General features: G+C 59.8%; 18 protein-coding genes and 1 pseudogene. 9 read left to right on the forward strand and 10 right to left on the reverse strand.

Features of this window, described 5'->3' with window-relative positions:
- Positions 1–38 precede the first annotated feature (38 nt).
- Both DW823_RS06345 and DW823_RS06350 read right to left on the reverse strand, forming a co-directional pair.
- Positions 39–1,421, reverse strand: coding sequence for a family 43 glycosylhydrolase (locus tag DW823_RS06345; RefSeq protein WP_055310708.1), 1,383 nt, complete (start codon positions 1,419–1,421; stop codon positions 39–41).
- A 184-nt stretch (positions 1,422–1,605) separates the two neighbouring features.
- Complete coding sequence (locus DW823_RS06350; protein WP_233543024.1) at positions 1,606–2,616, reverse strand: LacI family DNA-binding transcriptional regulator; 1,011 nt, start codon at positions 2,614–2,616, stop codon at positions 1,606–1,608.
- 467 nt (positions 2,617–3,083) lie between these two features.
- On the opposite strand from DW823_RS06350, the pseudogene DW823_RS10050 reads away from it, so the two are divergent.
- From DW823_RS10050 to DW823_RS09855, 3 genes and pseudogenes are all read left to right on the forward strand, one after another.
- Positions 3,084–3,455: pseudogene (locus tag DW823_RS10050) on the forward strand (transposase); the annotation flags it as partial.
- Between the two features lie 340 nt (positions 3,456–3,795).
- Complete coding sequence (locus DW823_RS10055; RefSeq protein ID WP_369831714.1) at positions 3,796–4,101, forward strand: transposase; 306 nt, start codon at positions 3,796–3,798, stop codon at positions 4,099–4,101.
- Positions 4,029–4,412 (forward strand): helix-turn-helix transcriptional regulator, encoded by a 384-nt coding sequence (locus DW823_RS09855; RefSeq protein WP_199574384.1) that lies wholly within the window; start codon positions 4,029–4,031, stop codon positions 4,410–4,412. Before DW823_RS10055 ends, DW823_RS09855 begins: the two co-directional genes overlap by 73 nt.
- Before the next feature lie 122 nt (positions 4,413–4,534).
- Here the strand turns inward: DW823_RS09855 and grcA3 are convergent, their stop codons facing one another.
- From grcA3 to DW823_RS06375, 4 genes are all read right to left on the reverse strand, one after another.
- The gene (grcA3, locus tag DW823_RS06360) at positions 4,535–4,786 is read right to left on the reverse strand and encodes an autonomous glycyl radical cofactor GrcA3 (RefSeq protein ID WP_117583521.1); all 252 of its coding nucleotides are present in this window, start codon (positions 4,784–4,786) and stop codon (positions 4,535–4,537) included.
- Between the two features lie 85 nt (positions 4,787–4,871).
- Complete coding sequence (pflB, locus tag DW823_RS06365; protein ID WP_055310750.1) at positions 4,872–6,923, reverse strand: formate C-acetyltransferase; 2,052 nt, start codon at positions 6,921–6,923, stop codon at positions 4,872–4,874.
- A 469-nt stretch (positions 6,924–7,392) separates the two neighbouring features.
- A complete protein-coding gene (locus DW823_RS06370; RefSeq protein WP_233543026.1) occupies positions 7,393–8,409 on the reverse strand; it encodes a 2-keto-3-deoxygluconate permease in 1,017 nt (338 codons plus the stop codon).
- Positions 8,410–8,517: 108 nt separating this feature from the next.
- Complete coding sequence (locus DW823_RS06375) at positions 8,518–9,267, reverse strand: SDR family NAD(P)-dependent oxidoreductase (RefSeq protein WP_006234857.1); 750 nt, start codon at positions 9,265–9,267, stop codon at positions 8,518–8,520.
- A 252-nt stretch (positions 9,268–9,519) separates the two neighbouring features.
- Here DW823_RS06375 and DW823_RS06380 point away from each other — a divergent pair, with 252 nt between their 5' ends.
- The 5 genes from DW823_RS06380 to DW823_RS06400 all read left to right on the forward strand — a co-directional run bounded on the left by DW823_RS06380 (position 9,520) and on the right by DW823_RS06400 (position 16,660).
- Entirely contained in the window at positions 9,520–9,969 is a 450-nt protein-coding gene (locus DW823_RS06380) for a MarR family winged helix-turn-helix transcriptional regulator (RefSeq protein ID WP_118081164.1), read from the forward strand.
- Positions 9,966–12,335, forward strand: a complete 2,370-nt coding sequence (locus DW823_RS06385; RefSeq protein ID WP_118081166.1) for an ABC transporter ATP-binding protein — start codon at positions 9,966–9,968, stop codon at positions 12,333–12,335. The genes DW823_RS06380 and DW823_RS06385 overlap by 4 nt, the downstream gene beginning before the upstream one ends.
- Positions 12,335–14,191 (forward strand): ABC transporter ATP-binding protein, encoded by a 1,857-nt coding sequence (locus tag DW823_RS06390; protein ID WP_118081168.1) that lies wholly within the window; start codon positions 12,335–12,337, stop codon positions 14,189–14,191. Before DW823_RS06385 ends, DW823_RS06390 begins: the two co-directional genes overlap by 1 nt.
- A 304-nt stretch (positions 14,192–14,495) precedes the next feature.
- Positions 14,496–15,527, forward strand: coding sequence for a 3-deoxy-7-phosphoheptulonate synthase (locus DW823_RS06395; RefSeq protein ID WP_118081170.1), 1,032 nt, complete (start codon positions 14,496–14,498; stop codon positions 15,525–15,527).
- Positions 15,528–16,009: 482 nt separating this feature from the next.
- Positions 16,010–16,660 (forward strand): GNAT family N-acetyltransferase, encoded by a 651-nt coding sequence (locus tag DW823_RS06400; protein WP_118081172.1) that lies wholly within the window; start codon positions 16,010–16,012, stop codon positions 16,658–16,660.
- A gap of 35 nt (positions 16,661–16,695) precedes the next feature.
- Here the strand turns inward: DW823_RS06400 and DW823_RS06405 are convergent, their stop codons facing one another.
- From DW823_RS06405 to aguA, 3 genes are all read right to left on the reverse strand, one after another.
- The gene (locus tag DW823_RS06405) at positions 16,696–17,199 is read right to left on the reverse strand and encodes a hypothetical protein (RefSeq protein WP_118081174.1); all 504 of its coding nucleotides are present in this window, start codon (positions 17,197–17,199) and stop codon (positions 16,696–16,698) included.
- 75 nt (positions 17,200–17,274) lie between these two features.
- The gene (locus tag DW823_RS09805) at positions 17,275–17,445 is read right to left on the reverse strand and encodes a hypothetical protein (RefSeq protein ID WP_158567283.1); all 171 of its coding nucleotides are present in this window, start codon (positions 17,443–17,445) and stop codon (positions 17,275–17,277) included.
- A 160-nt stretch (positions 17,446–17,605) separates the two neighbouring features.
- Positions 17,606–18,727: an agmatine deiminase gene (gene aguA / locus DW823_RS06410; protein WP_118081176.1), complete on the reverse strand. Its 1,122-nt coding sequence runs from the start codon at positions 18,725–18,727 to the stop codon at positions 17,606–17,608.
- A 181-nt stretch (positions 18,728–18,908) separates the two neighbouring features.
- On the opposite strand from aguA, the gene DW823_RS10020 reads away from it, so the two are divergent.
- Positions 18,909–19,703 carry a helix-turn-helix transcriptional regulator gene (locus DW823_RS10020; protein WP_304999853.1) on the forward strand — a complete coding sequence of 265 codons (795 nt, stop codon included), beginning with the start codon at positions 18,909–18,911 and terminating at the stop codon, positions 19,701–19,703.
- Positions 19,704–20,079: 376 nt separating this feature from the next.
- On the opposite strand, the gene DW823_RS06420 is transcribed toward DW823_RS10020, so the two are convergent.
- Entirely contained in the window at positions 20,080–21,456 is a 1,377-nt protein-coding gene (locus tag DW823_RS06420; RefSeq protein ID WP_118081180.1) for an MATE family efflux transporter, read from the reverse strand.
- Between the last annotated feature and the right edge of the window lie 47 nt (positions 21,457–21,503).

A 21,503-nucleotide genomic window follows, 5' to 3' on the forward strand; every position in this document is an offset into this window, starting at 1 on the left:
TCCATTCCTTTTCTAAATCATAAAACGGTTCGTTGCCGCTACAGAGACGCGATCGTTGCGTTTGCGCACTTGAGCGCACCGTCGGTGACGGTAAGCGCCACACCCTGGCCCTGCTTGTTGCAGAAGCGAGCGTTGAGCGCAACATCATCGACAAAGATGGTCGCGATGTCGTCGTCGACGACCAGACGCACATGGTGAGTGCCCTCGCCCTTAAAGAACAACGGACGCTCGAGGCCCATGTTGTTGACCTGGAACCACGGATACTGGGGGGCCGCCGTAAACTCGAGTTTGCCCTCACGCAGGTTGGCGCGGAACTCATAGGCAAGACCGGACTCGGCGTCCTCGGCAAGCTTCACCGAGAAGCCGGCAGCGTCACCGGCGAGCTCGATGTCGGCGTCGAGCATATAGGTAGAACCGGCATCCGCGGCGAGCACCTGCTCGACCTTGCCCGACTCGCACGAAAGCTCAAAGGCCTCGACTGCCTTAGCCTCGCCAAAGGCGCCAAGCATGCTGTCGGGAAGCTTGGTGCCGAGCGTTCCGTCGGCACGCTGAACGATCTCGAGAGGCATAAAAGTGCCACCCCACAGGTAAGAGCTGGGGTCGCCGCCCTCGTCGCGCGTAGGAACCCAACCAAAGAGAACGCGGCGCTCGCCGTCAAATGCGGTACGTGCAGCATAGTACGCGCGGCCATCGAAGGAATCGTCCGCAGGAGTGATCCAAGGACCGTTGATAGAGCGAGACATGCGGTAACGGGTCTTGTTGCCATCACTGTACTCAGAGAACACCAGATACCACCAGTCGCCCATCTTAAAGAGATCAGGCATCTCGAACATGGTGTACAGGCCCGGATTCCACCAGTCGCCCTGGAACTCCCAGGTATCCAGGTCCTTGGAGGTGAACTTGACCAGACGACCGGTCATCAGACGCTTGTCCTCGCCCACACGCGTGCCGAGGATGAGCATGTACTCTTCGTTCTCCTCATCCCAAAGAACAAAGGGATCGCGCCAGTTGCGGTCATCGTAACCCTCCTGGGGCGGAAGCAGCGTCTCGGCGATGTTCTTCTCCCACTTGACGGCGTCGTCACTCGTTGCGTGAAGAAGAACCTGCTTCATCAAGCGCGCGCGGACCTTATCGCGATTGCAACCAGTGTAGAGCGCATGGTACTTGTCGCCCACCTTAAACACTGTGCCGGCATAAACATACTGGTCGACTTCCTCGTCGCCGCCACGCTCAAGGCTCTCGCCAAAGTCCTTGTAGTTGACGAAATCCTTGGTCGTCGCGAGTGCCCAGCCAAACGGCTCTCCGAAAGGTCCGGGGTTACGCGTGTCACGCTGATGATAGAGATAGAACGTGCCGTCCTCGCCGTACGGCATGATGTCGCCTACCCAAATTCCCTCAGGCTGGTAATACACCTTGTGCATCCGAGACTTCCTTTCCCACAAGATACTAACTCGGTACAACTGCAAGATATGTCAATCGTTTTCATATGTCAAACGTTTTCACATCAATACGTCTTTTCGCAGTTCCAGTCGTCGGCAAACGGTTGACATATGCCGGCGAACGGTCATCAGAGGCGTTTGAGGAATTCTTTTGGCACGGGATGAACTACGCGGTTTTGCCCTCAATGAGTTCAACGGGGAGCTTGATATTCGATTCAGGATTATCGCCGTTAACAAGAGCGATGATGGATTGCGCCGCGAGCTCTCCGATGCGATCGATATCTTGGCGTACGGTTGTTAAGTCAGGCATAAACGTCATAGTGCGGCGGGCACCATCCGCGCCCACGACCTTAATATCGTCCGGAGCGCTCAAGCCGCGCTGCTTCATAATGTTGAGACAGATGGCCGCCATCGTGTCGTCTCCCGCAAAGATGCCGTCAATATCGGGGTTCTCATCGAGGATCTTCGCAACGACCGCGCTCTTTTCGTCATCGGGCTTAACGAACTCGACCTCACGGACAAGCGCGGGCAAACCGGCCTGCTCAACAACATCGAGGTAGGCATCGGTACGCTTATTGGCAGGCATGCGCATGCGGCTATTGCTGCGCAGGCACAGGATGCGTGAACACCCGTCATCGATCAAGCGACGCGTGGCAAGTTCGCCGATGCTATAGCTGTCGCTCGCAATCTGAACAGAGGCCTCGCCAAGGTCGCAGTCGATACCAACCAGGCTCAAGCCCATCTCGGCATATGCCTCAGCACCGATATTGAGGGAGTTGACGATGACGCCGTCGACCATATTGCGGCGGAGCATGTCAATATAGGAACGCTCAAGATCGGGTCGATTGGCGCTGTTGCACAGCAACATCTTAAAGCCGTTTTCCGCCAACGTGCGCTCGACCGCCTGCACAACCTGAGCATGGAACGGGCTGCTCACAAAGGGAACGATCATGCCGATAAGGTTCAGGCGACCGTTGAGCATGGCACGGGCGATATCGTTGGGCGTATAGTTGATGCGCTCCATCGCGGCATGGACCTTATCGCGGGTTTCTTGGCTAATATAGCCGCGATTATTAAGCACGCGAGATACCGTAGTGGGCGAAACCCCCGCCACCGCTGCAACTTCCTTGATGCCAGGCTTAGCAGAATCCTTAGAACGAGCGCCCTCGCGAGCCATAGCACCCTCCCCCATCAACATGTCATACGTTTACATACGAACAAAGCATACCCCAACAACAGCGGGAAGACGGTAACAGTACAAGTAAGTAAACGACTCATCCAAATAATTAGGAGAGTTTCGCCTAAAGGGTGACTACACAGGACCCCGCCGGGGCTGTTTGGGCTACCTCCCAAAACATTCCGCACTGATATTTTCTGTATTGAAGACGTCGATGATGCGCCCGTATACCATTGACGTCGACACCATCAGACGCGGTCCGCGCGGTGACCCCACATTCCGCTGGCGCCCACAGGGCTGCCCTCGTTTCCTGACATGTCCCGCGCGGGCCGCGGCGAGCCGAGACCGCCGCATGACCTAATAGGAGCATGGAGCGATACCGCGGACCCGAACAACCGCATTCTATCGCGCCCCGTCAGTGTGCCGTCTGCCCGGTCCAGGCGAGCACGGAAAGAACGGAGCGAGACATGAGAACCGAATCGACACCCGGCGCCCGCGGGCCGGTCTTCTGCGGGGTCGACACCCACGCCGACTCGCACTGGCTGTGCGTCCTCGACTGGAGGGGCCGCAAGGTCCTGTCCCGCCAGTTCCCCGCCGACGCGGCGGGATACGAGGCGCTCGCCGGGGCGATCGCGGCGGCCGGGGAGCCGGCCTGCGTCGCGATGGAGGGGACGTCGTCCTACGGGGCGGGCCTCACCAGGCACCTCGCGTCGCTGGGGATGCCCGTGCGCGAGGCGCTCTCCCCGGCGAGGATGCAGAGGAGGCGCCCGGGGCAGGGAAAGTGCGACGAGTCGGACGCGGAGAGGGCGGCCCGCGCGGCGATGTCCGGCTCAAAGCTCGGGACCCCCAAGAGCCAGGACGGGTGGGTCGACGGGGTGCGCTGCATGCTCGCGGCGCACCCCGGGAGCGGCCCCCCCCGGGGCGGTGAAGGCGCGGACCTCGGCGATCAACACCGCGAGGTCGCTGCTCACCACCGCCCCGGAGGGGCTCAGGTCGAGGTTCCGCGGCATGGGAGGGCCGAGGCTGATGGAGGAGCTCCCCTCCGTGCGCGCCGAGGGCGCGCTGGGCGCCGCGCTCGGCGCGCTGGCGGACCTGTGGGCGGCGGCGCGCGACGCGGCGCTCGACATGGAGCGCGCGATCGAGGCGTCCCTGGAGGAGAACTGCCCCGCGCTGCTGGCGATGTACGGGTGCGGGCCCGTGAGCGCGGCCAAGCTCGCGGTCGCGGCCGGGGACAACCCGGGCAGGCTGCGCTCCGAGGCGTCGTTCGCGGCGATATGCGGGGCCTGCCCCATCCCCGCCTCGAGCGGCAAGACCGTGAGGCACAGGCTCAACAGGGGCGGCGACCGGCAGGGGGACAGCGCGCAGACCGGCAGGCGAACAGCGCGCTGCACGAGATCGCGAGGCAGAGGGTCATGCGCGACCCCGAGACCGCCGAGTACGCCGAGAGGGCCAGGGGGCGGGGAAAGAGCGACAGGGAGGTCATGAGGTGCCTCAAGCGCTACGTGGCCAGGGAGGCGTACCGGGCGCTGATGCACCCGCACGAGATCAGGAGGCCCGAGGACGCCTCGGAGCTCGTGGCGGCCAGGCGCGCGGCGAAGGTCAGCCAGGCGAGGGCGGCGTCCATATTGGGAACCAGCGAGAAGTACATCTCGATGCTGGAGAGGGGACAAAGGGAGCTCAAGCCCATAAGGAGGGCCTACGAGGCATGGGTCGAGGCCGGACTTCCGCTCGATTGGGACAGGCAGGCCTTCGAGGCCGAGCGCAAAAAGGATTCTAAAAAACACCTTGCCAAATAGGAGCGTCAGGACGCAAGAAGCCCTCGCCGCACGAAGTGCGCAGCGAGGGCTTCTTGCATGTCCGAGGACGTTTTGGGAGGTAACCCAAACAGCCCCGGCGATCCTGCGGGAGTTAAATCCTTTTAGAACTTGTCGTGGAAGGTACGCGAAATGACCTCGTCCTGCTGCTCCTTGGTGAGCGTGTGGAAGTTCACGGCATAGCCGGAAACGCGGATGGTCAGCTGCGGATACTTCTCGGGGTGAGCCTGAGCGTCGAGCAGCGTCTCACGGTTGAAGACGTTGATGTTCAGGTGGTGGCCACCCTTCTCGGCGTAAGCGTCGAGCATGTGGACCAGGTTATCGGCCTGAGTCTCGGAAACTTCAGAAACCTTCATAATGTGTCTCCTTCGATTGATAGGCGCCGGCCGAAACCGGCGCGCCAATCAGTAATCGTTATTGTTAGTATAGCACTAACAATAGTTACTCGCCCAGCTGATCAAGGTCGATATCGCCAAAGAACACCTGGTCCTCCTTGCCGAGCGCACTCGGGATGATGGAGAAGGTGTTGGAGATGCCGTCCTGAGCATCGCGGAACGGGAGCTTGGAAACCGAAGACAGCGAGGCGATGGCGCCGTGGCTATCGCGCTTGTGCATGGGATTAGCACCCGGGGCGAACGGCTGGCCAGCCTTGCGGCCATCGGGCGTGGAGCCGGTCTTCTTACCGTACACGACGTTGGAGGTGATGGTCAGAACCGAGGTCGTGGGCACGGAGTTGCGGTAGGTGTCGTTCATGCGGATGTACTCCATGAACTGGTGCACAACGTCGTGAGCGATCTGGTCGACGCGGTCGTCGTCGTTGCCGTACTTGGGGAACTCGCCCTCGGTCTCGAAGTCGACGATGATGCCGTTCTCGTCACGGACGGGGTGGACCTTGGCGTACTTGATGGCGGACAGGGAGTCAGCCACGACGGAAAGGCCAGCGATGCCCGTAGCGAACCAGCGGTGCACGTGCTTGTCGTGCAGAGCCATCTGGATGCGCTCGTAGCAATACTTGTCGTGCATGTAGTGAATGATGTTCAGCGAGTTGACGTACACGCCAGCGAGCCACTTCATCATGTCGTTGTACTTGGCCACAACGTCGTCGTAATCGAGCGTGTCGCCCTCGACGGCGCGGTACTTGGGGCCGACCTGCTTCTTGGAGACCTCGTCAACACCGCCGTTGAGTGCATACAGCAGGCACTTGGCCAGGTTGGCACGGGCGCCGAAGAACTGCATCTCCTTGCCAATGCGCATGGAGGACACGCAGCAGGCGATGCCGTAGTCGTCGCCGTGGTAAACGCGCATGAGGTCGTCGTTCTCGTACTGGATCGAGGAGCTGGCGACAGAAGTCTTGGCGCAGAACTTCTTGAAGTTCTCGGGCAGACGGGTCGACCACAGAACGGTCATGTTGGGCTCGGGACTGGTGCCCATGTTCTCGAGCGTGTGCAGGTAGCGGTAGCTCATCTTGGTAACGAGCGTACGGCCGTCAACGCCCATGCCGCCGATGGACTCGGTGACCCACTGCGGATCGCCGGTAAACAGGGCCTGGTACTCGGGGGTACGGGCAAACTTGACCATGCGGAGCTTCATGATGAAGTGATCCACGAACTCCTGGATCTGCTCCTCGGTAAAGGTACCGTTGGCAAGGTCGCGCTCGGCGTAGATGTCGATGAACGTAGAGGTACGGCCGATGGACATAGCGGCGCCGTTCTGCTCCTTAACGGCAGCGAGGTAGGCGAAGTACATCCACTGGATGGCCTCCTGCGTGTTGGTAGCAGGGTTGGAAATATCGAAACCATAGGTCTCGGCCATCATCTTGAGCTCGCCGAGGGCGCGGATCTGCTCCTGCAGCTCCTCGCGATCGCGGATGTTGTCGGCGGTCATGACCGTCGGGGTGGAAGCCTTCTGGGCCTCCTTGTCCTTGATCAGGTAGTCGACGCCGTACAGGGCGACACGACGGTAGTCGCCGATGATGCGGCCGCGGCCATAGCCATCGGGCAGACCGGTGATGATGTGAGCCGAGCGGCAAGCACGCATCTCGGGGGTGTAGACATCGAAGACGCCAGCGTTGTGGGTCTTGCGCTCGAAGGTGTAGCGCTCGACAACGTTCTCGTCGACCTTGTAGCCGTGCTGGCTGGCAGCCTGGCAAGCGATGCGGATACCACCGTTGACGTGCAGCGCGCGCTTGAGCGGCTTGTCGGTCTGGAGGCCGACGATGGTCTCCTTCTCGCGGTGGGCGTTATCGATGTAGCCAGCGGGGTGGCTCACGATACCCGTGACAGTCTTGGTGTCCATATCGAGGACACCGCCCTGCTCGCGCTCCTTGAGCAGCAAGTCGAGAACCTCGCCCCACAGCTCCTTGGTACGCTCGGTCGGACCGGCGAGGAACGACTCGTCGCCCTCGTAGGGGGTGTAGTTCTTCTGGATGAAGTCTCGGACGTCAACTTCTCCCGTCCAGATGCCTTCCTTGAAGCCTTCCCATGCCTCCTGCATTGTGTAACCACGCTCCTAGTTACGTGTAATGCGGCGCTCTCTCACACCGCTGCTTATTGAATTCTTGAATTTTCGGCTTGCACTACCGGCTTCTTCCGTTCTTCACCACATGTTGGTGCAGGGAAAAACGTTTGTCCACCTTGGAACTGCAACCCAAACCCAAGATTTCACCCGTCTGAGAAGGATAACATAGCCACCCCCTTCATCAGGGCTGTTATATGTTTCTTTTTTTATACCATTATGGCGTTTTTAACAAATCCGCAGGAAATACGAGCGCGAACAACTACCGTTCACCGATTTGTTGGGTATTTTTCCTTGCCTTTGTACGACGTTCACTCTAGCTGTTATGCCAGCTTTAGCAGGGTAAAGTGCCCCAGAGACCCTACAGAAACTGAAGGGCGGCCACGGGATTTTCCCCGTGGCCGCCCTGTGGCGTGGCTAGTTTTTTAGCTTTGATTGCCACTTGGCATTAGGCGGCTGAGGCGGCCTTGTCGGTCGCTGCCTTGCTGTTGCTCTGCTGGCCCTCAAAATGCTTGTAGCACCAGCTGGTGACCAGCGGGGTCAGAATGGCCGTCACGATAGCACAGGCTGCAACCTGAGCCGTAGCCGTCGCGAGCACCGCGCCGCCGTACATGGCCTCGTTGACGCTTGCCATAGCGGCAGGCGTTGCCACGTTGGCGCCAGCGCAGCTGGAGATTGCCGCACCTGCGACACCGGTGCCACCGGTAAGCTTATCGACCGCAACAACGGGGATAGCGAAGACCACCGAGCAGATTACGCCGAGCAGAATACCGGGAAGACCGCCATTAATGAGCTGGCCAAAGGTCATGGTCGAGCCCATGGCAAAGAAGACGAGCACGATGATGGCGGAAAGTGCCGGTGCCATCATCTTCTTAAAGCTCGGGAAGAGGTTACCCAGAATAATGCCGACGACGATCGGCAGGATGGCGCCCACGAGCGACCAGCCGATCGGAGCCTGACCGGCAGCGCCAAGCACAATCATCGTGACCGGAGGGCCGACAACGAGCGTGGTGATGGCAACGGCGCCACGCTCGGCCTCGTTGCCCATGGTGCCCATCAGACCAGCGTACATAGCGTTGTTGGCGCCGGTGCAAGCGGCCAGCATTACCATGGCCGAGATGCCAAACAGGTTGTCGTTGAACACATAAAGGATGAGCAGCGACACGGCAACGACCACGATCTGCTTGACGGCGATGATGATGGCACCGCGGGCAGCAGCGGCAGGAGCACTCTTAAACGAAATCGTCGTGCCGACGATGAGCAAAAAAGCGCCCACGAGCGGGCCTGCACCCTGCTGGGTCATGCCAAGCGTAAAGCTGCCGAGCGTTTTGAATAGGTCGGGGAATAGCGTGTTGAGCAGGCAGCCCAGCAAAAGCGGCACCAAAATATTGGCACCCGGGATGGAGGACATCTTAAAGAACGGCTCCTTTGCCGCCGGCGCCTCCACCGCAGTCGATTCACTCATATATATCTCCTTTGGATGCATGCGAATCGTAGCCGCACGCGCCTATGTCAGAAAGAAGGCGACAACCCCGAGTCGCCAGGGTCGCCGCCAAACGATCACCGCGGGGTATTACCCGTCCAGGACGATGCCGCCGTCGCAGTCACCGATCTCGCCGTTCACGAAGCTGGCGAGGTCGGAAGCGAAGAACAGCACCATCTGCGCAGGCTCGCTGGCCTGGGCGGCGCGGCCCAGAGGAATACCGTTGATGATGCGCTGAGAGTTCTCGTCAGAGAGAATCGAGGTCATATCGGTCAACGTGAGCGACGGGCATACAGCGTTGCAGCGGACACCAAACTTGCCGCCTTCCTTGGCGACTGCCTTGGTTAGACCGTTAACACCGGCCTTGGAGCTGGCGTAGGCAGCGGTGCCGAGCAAGCCGCCACCGATCTTGCCAGCAACGGAGCTCACGTTGACGATAGTGCCGGCATGTGCCGCCTTAAAGTGCGGGTACACGGCATTCATCATAGTGAAGGTACCGTTGAGGTTGATGTCGATGGTGCGACGCCACTCGGTGTCATCGATCTCGTCGAACTTCTTGGTGCTGATGACGCCAGCGCAGTTGATCAGGATATTGGTTTGCGGCAGGTCCGTAAAAATCTGCTCGACGGTCTCGCGCGCCTTGGGCGCATCGGCGACATCGAGCTGATAGAACTTGTTGCCCTCGCCAAGCTCGGCCACAGCGGCCTCGCCCTTAGCAGCGTTCCTTGCGATGAGCGCGACATGTCCGCCGCCCGCGACGATGCCCTTGGCGATCTCGAGGCCAATGCCCTGAGTGCCGCCCGTGACAATCGCGGTCTTGCCCGTGAAGTCAAATGCCATGACTCCATCCCCCTTTATATAAGGTGTCTCCTCGCGGGAAGTTGGAGCATCGCACGTGGCGATTATATAAGTCCCAGTCGTCATGGTGGTGACAACCCCTCGCCTAACCGCGTGCATAATAGTTCTTTGAAACGCTTCAGCAATTGAATGATTTTAAGTCTTTATGCGCTCTTTATATTGCCCGCTGCATGAGGCCCGCATATGGGGGTATCATCTTCCACCGAAAATAGTTTCTAGTGTTAGGGGTTTTCGGTGGAAGATACCGATTTCCATGAGCTTGGGCGTCAGCTCTTAACTGAGTTTGGCAGCATGCATCAGCGCATTTCACGCTTTGCGGACAAAGCTCTCGGCGGCGAGATGGCTGTCATGCGCGCCCTCATGCTCGCTGGCGGCTCGCTCACGCCGAGCGAACTCGCCGATCGCGCCTGGGTCTCGAGCGCCCGCATCGCCAATATCCTACGCGCTCTCGAAGCCAAGGGCTGGGTCGAGCGCGAACACTCAAAGACCGATCGTCGTCGCGTACACGTCACGGTGACCGACAAGGGATTCCAGGATCTCGAAATCAAACGTCGGGAATTCGAGAACCGCACCGCGGCTTTCCTCGAGCAGCTCGGCGAAACAGATACCCAAGAGATGGTGCGCCTTCTTAGACGTGCCAACGAAATTATCGACCGCAATCAAGAAAGGAGAGATGCCGAGTGAGGATTCTCAAGCTCTTTAAAAAGCATATTCCGGCACTGTTCACAGCTATCGTACTTATCGTAATCAGCTGCAACGCCGATCTGGCGCTGCCTACCTATATGAGCGACATCGTCGACGTGGGCGTGCAGCAAGGCGGCATCGCGTCGCCCGTACCCGACACCATCCGCGCCGAATCGCTCGACGACCTCGAACTCTTTATGAGCGCCAAGGACGCCAAAGCTGTGGAGGCCGCGTTTAGCAAGGCGGACAATAACGGCATTCGCACGTACAAGGGAACCGAGGACGAGCGCGCCGACGGCAGCAAGCTCGCCGACATTATGAGTCTGCCTGAGACCGTCGTGCTCGCCTTCAACCAGGGCATCGACGCCGACTCCATGGGCGACATGACCGGCGCATCCACCGAGAAAAGCGATGGCGCCGCCGCCCAGGCCATGCCCACCCCCGAGCAGATGGCGGCGATGACGCCCGAGCAGCTCGCCGAGATGCAGCGGAAGGCCGCTGCGGCGCAGAACATGCAAAAGCAGATTGATGCCGACGGCGGTAAGATCACCATGAAGAGCCTGCGTCTAAGCGTTGAAGGCGGCCTAATCGACCAGGGCAAGCTCGTCGAGGGCGCCAACGATATGGCTGACAAAATGGGCTCCATGTCGGGCTCCATCGTCACCCAGCGCGCCGTGAGCTATGTGCAGGACGAGTACAAGGCACAGGGCATCGACCCCGCCGACGTGCAAAACGCCTACCTGGGCCGCATGGCGACCACGATGTTTGGTCTGTGTCTGGTGTCGCTGGTCGCCACCATCCTGACCGGCGCCGTGGCTTCGCGCACCGCCTGCTCCATCGCCCGCGACCTGCGCCGCGAGACCTTCAACAAGGTTATGCACTTCTCACCGGCCGAGGTGGGCAAGTTTAGCCAGGCCTCGCTCATCACCCGCTGCACCAACGACATTCAGCAGATCCAGATGGCCGCAACCCTGTTTATCCGCATGTGTCTGATGGCCCCCGTCATGGGCATCGTCGCCGTCATGCGCGTCCTGGCCAACCACACCGGCCTCGAGTGGACCATCGCCGTGGCCATCATCGCGGTCTCGGCCGTCGTCGGTGTGCTTATGGGCCTCACCATGCCCAAGTTCAAAAAGATGCAAAGTTACGTGGACCGTGTGAACCTTACCGCTCGCGAGCTGCTCGATGGCCTTATGCCCATCCGCTCGTTCAACCGCGAGGAACATGAGCTCGAACGTTTTGACAAGGCGTCACTCGACCTGATGACTACGCAGCTCTACACCAACCGCGCCATGAGCTTTATGATGCCGCTCATGATGCTCGTCATGAACTGCATCACCGTGCTTATCGTCTGGTTTGGCGCGCAGGGCGTGTCCGACGGCGTGATGCAGGTCGGCAACATGATGGCGTTTATCTCCTACACCATGCAGATCGTCATGGCGTTTATGATCCTCACCATGGTTTCGGTCATCCTGCCCCGTGCCGAAGTCGCAGCCGAGCGCGTGGAAGAGGTCATCACCTGCCCCACGAGCATCAACGACCCCGTCTCGCCCAAACTGCCCGCGGCCAGCGCGCCGCGCGGTGAGCTCACCTTCCGCGACGTGAGCTTCCAGTACCCCGATGCCCGCGCCGATGTCATCAGCGGCGTGAACTTCACCACACATGCCGGTCAGATGCTCGGCATTATTGGCTCCACGGGCTCGGGCAAGTCCACGCTCGTGCAGCTGATTCCGCGCTTATACGACGTCACGGGCGGCAGCATTTCGCTCGACGGCATCGACGTGCGCGACATGACCCTTTCCGAGCTGCGCCGCCGCATTGGTTACATCCCGCAGCAGGGTCGCCTGTTCTCGGGCACCGTCAAGAGCAACCTCAAGTTTGCCGGCGACATGGTGAGCGACGAGGACATGCACGAGGCCGCACGCATCGCACAGGCCGAGGACTTTATCGCCGAGCGCGAGGGCGGCTACGACTCCCCCATCAGCCAGGGCGGCTCCAATGTCTCGGGCGGTCAGCGCCAGCGTCTGGCCATCGCCCGCGCGTTGGCCAAAAAGCCCGAGATCGTGGTTTTCGATGACTCATTTAGCGCCCTCGACTACAAGACCGACGCGCGTCTGCGCGAGGAGCTGGCTAAAAACGTTACCGACGCCGCACTCGTGGTCGTGGCCCAGCGCATCGCGACCATCATGCACGCCGACCAGATCATCGTGCTCGACGACGGCCACGTGGTGGGCACCGGCACGCACGAGGAGCTGCTTCACAACTGCCCGGCGTACCTGGAGATTGCACAGTCGCAGCTTTCCGCCGAGGAGCTGGGACTTACCCAAGAAGAGATTGCAACCGTTATGGAAGGAGGCGAGCGCTAATGGCAGACGAGACCAAGACTCAGATTCCCAAGCCCACCCGCCGGCGTGGTCCCATGGGCCGCATGGGCGGCATGGGCCGCGGCGAAAAGGCCAAGGACTTTAAGGGCACCATGAGGCAGCTGCTCGGCTATATCGGCCAGCACAAGATTGCCGTGTTTGCCGCCGTCGCCTTTGCCGTGTGCTCGGTCATCTTTAATATTGTGGGGCCAAAGGTACTTGGCCAGGTTACGACCAAGCTGTTCGAGGGCCTGGTTGCCAAGGTCAACGGTACCGGCGATGTCGACTTTAACTGGATCGCCAAGACGCTCGGCTTTTTGCTCTGCCTGTACCTGGCAAGCTCTGCCTGCAGTCTGATCCAGGGTTGGCTCATGACCGGCGTCACGCAAAAGATTTGCTACCGCATGCGCAAGGAGATCGCCGCCAAGATCGCCGTCGTGCCGATGAGCTACTTCAACGGTCACAGCAAGGGTGACGTGCTCAGCCGCATCACCAACGACGTCGATACGCTCGGACAGTCGCTCAACCAGAGCGTGACGCAGCTTATTACGTCCGTCACGCAGATTATCGGCGTGCTCGTCATGATGCTTTCGATCAGTCTGCCGCTCACCGGCGTCACCGTGCTCACGCTGCCGGCAGCCGCGATTATCCTGACCGTTATGATTCACTTCTCGCAGCCGTATTTCCGCGAGCAACAGCAGGTCCTGGGCGCCGTCAACGGCATTATTGAGGAGGATTTTGCCGGCCAGAACGTTATTCAGGTGTTCGACCGCGCCGAAGCCTCGATCGAGGAGTTCGACCGTCAAAACGACCGACTCTTTATTAGCGGCTGGCGCTCGCAGTTCCTGTCGGGACTGATGATGCCGCTTATGAGCCTGGTGGGCAACATGGGCTACGTGGGCGTCGTCGTGGTGGGCGCGCAGCTCGCGCTGACCGGCAATGCCACGCCCGGCGACATCCAGAGCTTTATCCAGTACGTTCGCAACTTTACGCAACCCGTGCAGCAGCTGGGCAATGTGAGCAACACGATGCAGTCGATGGCCGCCGCCACCGAGCGTGTCTTTGAGTTCCTGGCCGCGCCCGAGGAGGAGCAGAAGGCCGACGCGCAGATCCCCGAGAAGCGCCCCGGCCACGTGGAGTTTGACCATGTCAAGTTTGGCTACACGCCCGACAAGACCATCATCCACGACTTTAGCTGCGAGGCACAGCCCGGCCAGACCATCGCCATCGTCGGCCCCACCGGCGCCGGCAAGACCACGCTCATCAAGCTGCTGCAGCGCTTCTACGACGTGGACGGCGGTTCGCTGCGCGTCGAGGGTGTCGACGTGCGAGACTGGGATCGCGCGGCGCTGCGCGGCGAGTTTGCCATGGTGCTGCAGGATACCTGGCTGTTTAACGGCACGATCCGCGAGAACATCCGCTACGGACGTCCCGATGCGAGCGATGCCGAGGTCGAGGCCGCCGCACGCGCCGCACGCTGCGACCACTTTATCCATACGCTCGCCGGCGGCTACGACTTTATGATCAACGAGGAAGGCACTAACCTGTCGCAGGGCCAGCGCCAGCTCGTGACCATCGCCCGTGCCATTTTGGCCGACCGCCCGGCGCTGATTCTGGACGAGGCGACCTCCAACGTCGATACCCGCACCGAGGAGCTTATTCAGCGCGCCATGGATGCGCTGATGCAGGGCCGCACGAGCTTTGTCATCGCGCACCGCCTGTCCACGATCCGCAACGCCGACGTGATCTTGGTGATCCGCGACGGCGACATCGTCGAGAAGGGCACGCACGATGAGCTGCTCGCCCAGGGCGGCTTCTACGCCGACCTGTACAACTCGCAGTTCGACGAGGCGGCGTAGATTCGGCCGCAGGGAACGGATAACGCCCGAGAACGGGGGCGCAGGACAACCTGCGTCCCCTTTTTTGTTCTGCGGCCCTCGAACTGCCTCCCCTGAAACTCGATCGACGACCTCTTCCAAGCCACGTGGCATCATTCCATTCCAGGACTAGCTGACGTTTACCCAGATAAAACCTGCCAAAATAAACCTGTCCCTTTTTGGCAGGTTTCGTGGTGACAAGGGCTTGCACTTTAGCGTGCGACAGCGGATAATGCCGAGCATTCGGCAATTCACACTTTGTCTTATTTGATTGAGGAGGCCCCGCATGGCCATGGATTTTAAACGCAGGCTGCCGATCCCCATGGAAATCCGCGAGGAAATGCCACTTTCCTCCGAGCTTACCGCCAAAAAGCAGGCATTCGACGCCGAGGTCGCCAAGATCTTTACCGGGGAGGACGCGCGCAAGGTGCTCATCATCGGCCCGTGCTCTGCCGACCGCGAGGACTCGGTCCTCGAGTACATGAACCGCCTGGCCAAGGTCGCCGAAGAGGTCAAGGACAAGCTCATCATCATTCCGCGCGTCTACACCAACAAGCCGCGCACCAAGGGCACCGGCTACAAGGGCCTGCTGCACAACCCCGACCCCGAGGCCCCCGACGACCTGCTCGAAGGCGTTAAGGCCATCCGCCACATGCACCTGCGCGTAATCGAGGAGACCGGCTTCTTTACCGCCGACGAGATGCTCTATCCGTCTAACTACCAGTACCTCGTTGACCTGCTGAGCTATGTTGCCGTGGGCGCACGCTCGGTCGAGAACCAGGAGCATCGCCTGGTGTCGAGCGGCATTTCGGTGCCCGTCGGCATGAAGAATCCCACCGCCGGTTCCACCACCGTCATGCTCAACTCCATCTACGCCGCCCAGGCACATCAGAGCTTCATCTTCCGTAACTGGGAGGTTGAGTGCGACGGCAACCCGCTCGCACACGCCGTCATGCGTGGCTACATCGGTCTCGACGGTCGCACCTACCCCAATTACCACTACGAGCACCTGGAGCGCCTGGCCGAGCGCTATACCGAGCATGCCGGCTACGCCAATCCGGCGGCGGTCATCGACTGCAACCACGACAACTCGGGCAAGCGCCCGCTGGAGCAGTACCGCATTTGCAAGGAGGTACTCGACAGCTGCCGCCGCAACGAGTCCATCTCCAAGCTGGTCAAGGGCTTTATGATCGAATCCTACCTGGAGGACGGTAACCAGCCTGTCGACGGCGGCGTCTTTGGCAAGTCAATCACCGATCCGTGCCTGGGCTGGGAAAAGACCGATTACCTCATCCACGAGATCGCAGAGCGGGTGTAGGTTACGGCGTTTTACCAAACGCCGTAACCGGCCGACGCTGCAAACCCGCCAGAGCGGCAATCTGCCTTTCAGCTTCGACGGCATGACCAAAAGGTCAATGCCGCCTCGCTTCAAGGCACCTTGCTCGCTCTGGCCGGTTTTCGCTGACGTTTTTCTACCAGCGTCGTTGCCAAAGCTGGCACTTGGGGACGCTCCTTTTGGGGTAGTCGTTGGGGACATTCTTAAACGACTACCCAGAATGAGAGTGGATAATCTCCCGTTTTTGTGGCCTGCTTTTCGAGCGAAAGTGGGAGATTATCCACTCTCATTCTGGTTAGTTCCGCCCATGCGCTGGGGTGGGGGATATGCGTCTTCCACCCTCATTCCTTCTTAGGGCCCTCCGTCCCCGAGTGATCGAGGCTCGTCTGCCGAATGGTCGATGCGGCCGTCCTGCGTCCATGTCACACTCAGAGATGGCCTGACCCAACCTGGAAGGAGCCTCCATGAGCCTTGACAACGTAACTCTGCGCGCCGCCACGCTCGATGACTTGACCGGCATCGCCGCCATTTACAACCAGCTGTGGTGCAACACACTACGCAACCGCGGCGACGTCGAAGCCGCCGATTTCTGCGCCCGCTTTAACATCGCTATGCAGCTGCAGCGCTCCCCCATCGCACTCGTCGCCGAGGCCGAGGGCCGCACTATCGCCGCCTGCTGTATCGGCATCTTCGAGGACGGCAAGCCGCGCACCAATCCCACGTGGGAGCCCTGCTACGACGAGATGCTCGCCCAGGCAACCGAGATGGCAAAGACCGCCGATGCCAAGCTCGAGGGCTCGCTCTTTGGCGACAGTCGTGAAAAGGCCACGGCCGACCGCTTTGCCGCCACGGGCAACGAGTATGCCCAGGGCCAGCTCAACCTGATCATCATCGTGCCCGAGTGGCAGGGCAAGGGACTCGGCCGCGCACTCATCGACCTTTCGCGCGCCGAGCTCGCCAAGGCAGGCTGCACCAAGTTCTTCCTGATGAGCGACTGCAACTCCGATTGGCAGTTCTACGAGCACCTCAACATGAAGCGCATCCTGGAAGATCACAGCCAAGACACCGGCGACGGCTTTATCGTCTACATGTACGGAGGCGACACGCAGGATTAGCCTGTGTGCCGCCTCACGGGCTTTCTCCAAGACAGTCAGCAATCAGCCAAGAGAGCTAACAGGGTGCGCTCTCCTCGACAATAGGGACATTCATCCTGCGAAGCGTCGTATAGATGACCGCGCCGCGGACACTCAACCGTCGTCTCGGATAGATACAGGTCGAGTAGGCGCGCCCATGTGCGTGCGTCAAGGCGCTCCTCCGCCCTGCCATACAACGACCGGCGGAAAGCCTCGCTCATAAGGTGGCCAAAGTCATCGAGCTCGAGAGCGTACACCGGGATAAGGTGTCCGACCAGCGTCCCCACGAAGGGACTGCGCCCGTTACACGCGCAGTTGTTCAGCGACGGTGCAGGCGGTATGTCGTCATCCAGGTCAAAAATGCCCAAGTCAAGTTCGCCAGAACTGTACGGATGAATTCCGCGATTGAGCATCTTGAAGATATGGACCGCGAGTCCAAAGTCGTCCGTCTGAGGTGTAAACACCGGGGCATTCGTGGACGCCGCCAAGCTCTCGAAATCGCTGATGCCGGCTATCTCCATGAGCTAAAGCACTCGGAGGCAATATAGCCGGGAGCGGCGCATGCAGTCCTATGTGTCACATCCGAAAGCGTAAAGCTATACGAGCGCCTTGATCGTATCCATACCCGCACGCGCCGAAACCTCGCAGCCCTTCTGCCCGTTGAGCACGCGCTCGAGCAGTTTATCGTATGCGCGCTGGGCTTCGGGGGCCAGGTGCGCCCCGTTAAACATGCCCTCGGGTCGCACGCTTCCCTTCGAATCGATCATACAAGCCCCCAATCCGTTTGGTTTCCCCAGATTGTGAGCCCGCACACCCAAGCCGCACGGCCCGCCGTTCAGGTGAAACTACCACACGAAAAGTCCGCCGACCGTTGAAGTCGGCGGACTTTCGTGTGCGGACAATCAAGCCCTGTTCACCATGGAACTGCTATTTACAGCGCGCCTTGGGCTGCTGCTGGGTGATACAGTGGATGTTGCCGCCGCCGTAGATGACCTCGCGGGTCATAATGCCGATAACTTCGCGGTCTGGGTAGGCGGCCTGGATGTCCTTGAGCGCCTGTGCATCGTTGGGGTCGCCGAACTGCGGCACGAGCACCGCGCCGTTAATGGGCAGGAAGTTGAGGTAACTGGGCTCAAAGGCGTCCTCGGGCGTACGCGGCAGCACGCCCTCGACGGGATCGATTGTAGAAGCCTCCTCCTCGGTCATGTATACCGAGGTCGCCGGCATAATTACCTTGTGCACTTTGAGCTTGCGGCCCTTGGCGTCGGTTGCCTCGGAAAGAGTCTTGTAGGCCTCCTGGCACTCCTTGTAGAACTTGTGGTTGGGATCGTCGGTCCACATGCAGCAAACCTCGCCAGGCGCGCTAAAGCACGCAACGTCGTCCACATGACCGTTCGTCTCAAACGGGTCGATGCCGTCCTTGATCCAAATAACCTTCTCGATGCCCAGGTACTCGCTGAGTTTTGCCTCGATCTGCTCCTTGGTGTACTGCGGATTGCGGTCCTCGTTGAGCAGGCACATCTCAGTGGTCACCACGGTGCCCTGGCCGTCGCAGTTAAACGAGCCCCCCTCGAGGATATAGTCCTCCGGACGATAACGGTTGACCTGCTCGAGCTGTGCCACCTGTAGGCCGATGCTCGCATCCTTGTCCCAGGGGAAGTACAGACCGTCAATGAAGCCGCCATACGCGTTGAAGTGGAAATGCGATAGCGCCACATCGCCCTTGTCATTAACGAGGAACGCCGGACCGGGGTCGCGAATCCAGGAGTCGTTGTACTCCATGTGGATTACGCGCACGTTCTCCACGCCGTCAAAGATCTCGCACACCGCGGGGAAATCCTCAGCGTTGACGCCCACCGTAATGGGCTGGAAGCGTGCGACCGTTTTAATGATCTCGGTAAAGACCTTCTGAGCGGGCTTGGCACCGCAGCGCCACACGTCGGAGCGATGCGGCCAGAGAATCCAGGTGCGCTCCTGCTCCTCGTACTCGCCGGGCATATAGAAACCCTCTTTTTTGGGCGTTGATTCGCTCTCGTAAATGGTCTTCATGTTGGCTCCTCACTTTGGGTCGAACCTGTTTGATGACACCCCCATTGTGCTGCGGCGACAACGGCGTCTCAATGGGCCTTGGGTACCCATTCGGCAGCCAAAAGTCGACCGTTCACTGACCTAAAGTTCTAGTGGACCGGCACGCATGCCATACTGGCTAGATGGCACGAAAGGACTCCCCATGACACATGCGAACAACGCAGATAACCAGAACGTTGAGCTCTTTGCTCAAGATTGGGCCGCTCTCAACGAATGCGCACTGTGGACACATGAGCAGGGGTCGCTCAGTGCACTGCAGGAAGGCCTACTCAAACGCATCGCAGACGTGATTGTGCACCGTGTCTCGATGTTCGATATCGCCCAGACGGGGGCTCACGGACAAACGCAATTTGTTCGCCCCGTCGCATACGGAATGTCCGCACAGGCGCTTGATGATTATTACGAACGCTACGCCGCGTATGACTACACCATTTGGAGCTTTGACACGCGGGTGGTCGATGTATATCGCGATCTGGACCTGGTGGATGTCGAGCGCCGCAATGGCACGCCCATCTACCTGGAATGGATGCAGCCCCTGGGAATTTATTATGGCTGCACGGCCACACTGGCGCACAAGGCCACGCCGCTCGGCTCGATTACGCTGTTCCGCGCCGAGCAAGACGGCGACTTTACCGATTCGGAGCTCGAGATCCTCCGCCAGATTGCCCGGCACCTGAGCTTGCACCTGCATCAGCTGCTCCCACACGGGTATGCCGAGGGCGCAGATGAAAGCCCCGCCAGCGTGCTTGCCATCAAGGCCGCTCTGCTCCCCCGCGAAGCCGAGGTCCTCAAGTTCATGCTCACCGGCAAGACCAACCACGAGATAGCTGTTGAGCTCTATATCTCCGAGTCGACCGTCAAAAAGCACGTCAACGCCATCTACCGCAAACTCGGCGTCAAAAACCGCATGGGTCTCATGGCGCTGCTGCAGCCGTAGTGCACTCCCCCTCGGGACAGCATGGATCCACTTTGGTTTACAAACGGCGGATGAGCCAGTTGTAAATGACTTGGCCGATAACAGATGATGTTGACCAACTGTTATCGGCCAAGCGGATATCAACATGCAGCCTTTGTTTGCAGAAAAACCTGAGACCCTAAAGGGATGAAATCTAATAAAAGGTCCTCGGTAATTACCATAATCTTGTAGTAGTGTTTTCCACAATCTTATAGTAGCCCAGTTCAGAAGCGTTATTTATAGAATCGATATCTCGGACCCTAAATAACAATAACCACCACAATGGGAACTGTCCCCATTGTGGTGGCTTGCAGGCGAGTTGACTTATTCGACTATCGCGCGCCGGCCGTGTCCAAGTCTAGAGCGTGGCAAGGCGCTTGGACTCGTGCGCGGCGAGCGCAATGGAGATGATGCCGGTAATGGCGTCGGCCACCACCAGGGCGATCCACACGCCCTCAACACCCATCATGTTGCCGAGGAGGTACATAAGCGGCACTGAGCAGATCACATAGCGAAGCAGGCCGGTAAACGTGGCGACACCAACCTTCTCGACCGCCTGGAAATATATCGACATGGTCATGGCAAGATAGCCCAGGGCAACAGCCAGGATGACGGTACGCGTGGCGTTGGCGGCAACCTCAACGAGCGCAGGATCGCTGCCGGCAAAGAAGGCGCACACCGGCGTAGCGGCAAACCAGAGTGCAACGGTGACCAGCGCCAGCGTCACAACCTGGTACTTAAGCGTGCAAGAGAGCGTCTCCTTAAGGCGCGCCCAAGCCTTTGCACCGGCGTTGAAGGCAGCGATGGGCTGCAGACCGTAAGAGAAGCACTGGGCAACCATCATGGTGATGTAGAGGATGTAGCCGTTGATCACGCCAAAGGCTGCGATGTAGAGCGAGCCCATGTCGCCGCCGAGCGAGCCCAAAAGCGAGTTGGCAACGGTGTTAAAGATAAAGGTCGCGCCCTGGACCAGGAAGAACGGGAAGCCGATTTTGAGGATCTGGCCGCAGACGGCGAGGTCGAGCTTAAGGTCGGCCAGGCTAATCTGGAGCTGGGACTTTTTGCCCCCGATGAACCAGAAGATACCGATGGCCCAGATACCGATGGAAAGCCCGTAGTACACGCCGGCGCCCATAACGCCAAACTTGAGCACAAACGTAGAAAGCGCGAGCCAGCAGATGGCAACGATGGCCGAAACGGTCATGAGGTTGGCCTGGACCTGAACCTTCTCGTCCACACGCATCACAGCGGTGACCATCTGGCCAATGACCGTGAGCGGCAGCAGCACGGCGAAGGTGCGCACGCCGGCAACGGTATCGGCCATGATGTCGGGCGTGGCGCCAAAGAATGCGCAGATGGGCTCGGTAAACACGGCCATCACCACAGCAAGCAGCACACTCACAATCGTGGTGAGCCAAAAGCCCTGGCTAAAAGCCTTGCTTGCGCCCTTGACGTCGCCGGCACCCAAAAGGTTGCCCACCACGGCGGGCACGCCGGTGCCAAACAGGTTGCCAAAGGCCAGGTTGATGTACTCGACCGACATGATGATCGAGACGCAGGCCAGGCCGTGGGCACCCAGGCCCCAACCCATCACGAGGCCCTCGAGGACCACCATGATGATCTGGGCGAGCATGCCCTGGCCGGTGACGATGGTGTACTTACGCACCAGACCGGGAATCGGTTGGGAGGCGAGCTCGCGCTCCTCCTCCACGGCAGCGGTTACTTCTTCTGCCATTGTTCTCCCCTTTCCTTGAGAGAGTAGTGCTGAATGGATGTCAGGCG

It is taken from the genome of Collinsella sp. AM34-10, from assembly GCF_003469185.1.
Classification (GTDB): domain Bacteria; phylum Actinomycetota; class Coriobacteriia; order Coriobacteriales; family Coriobacteriaceae; genus Collinsella.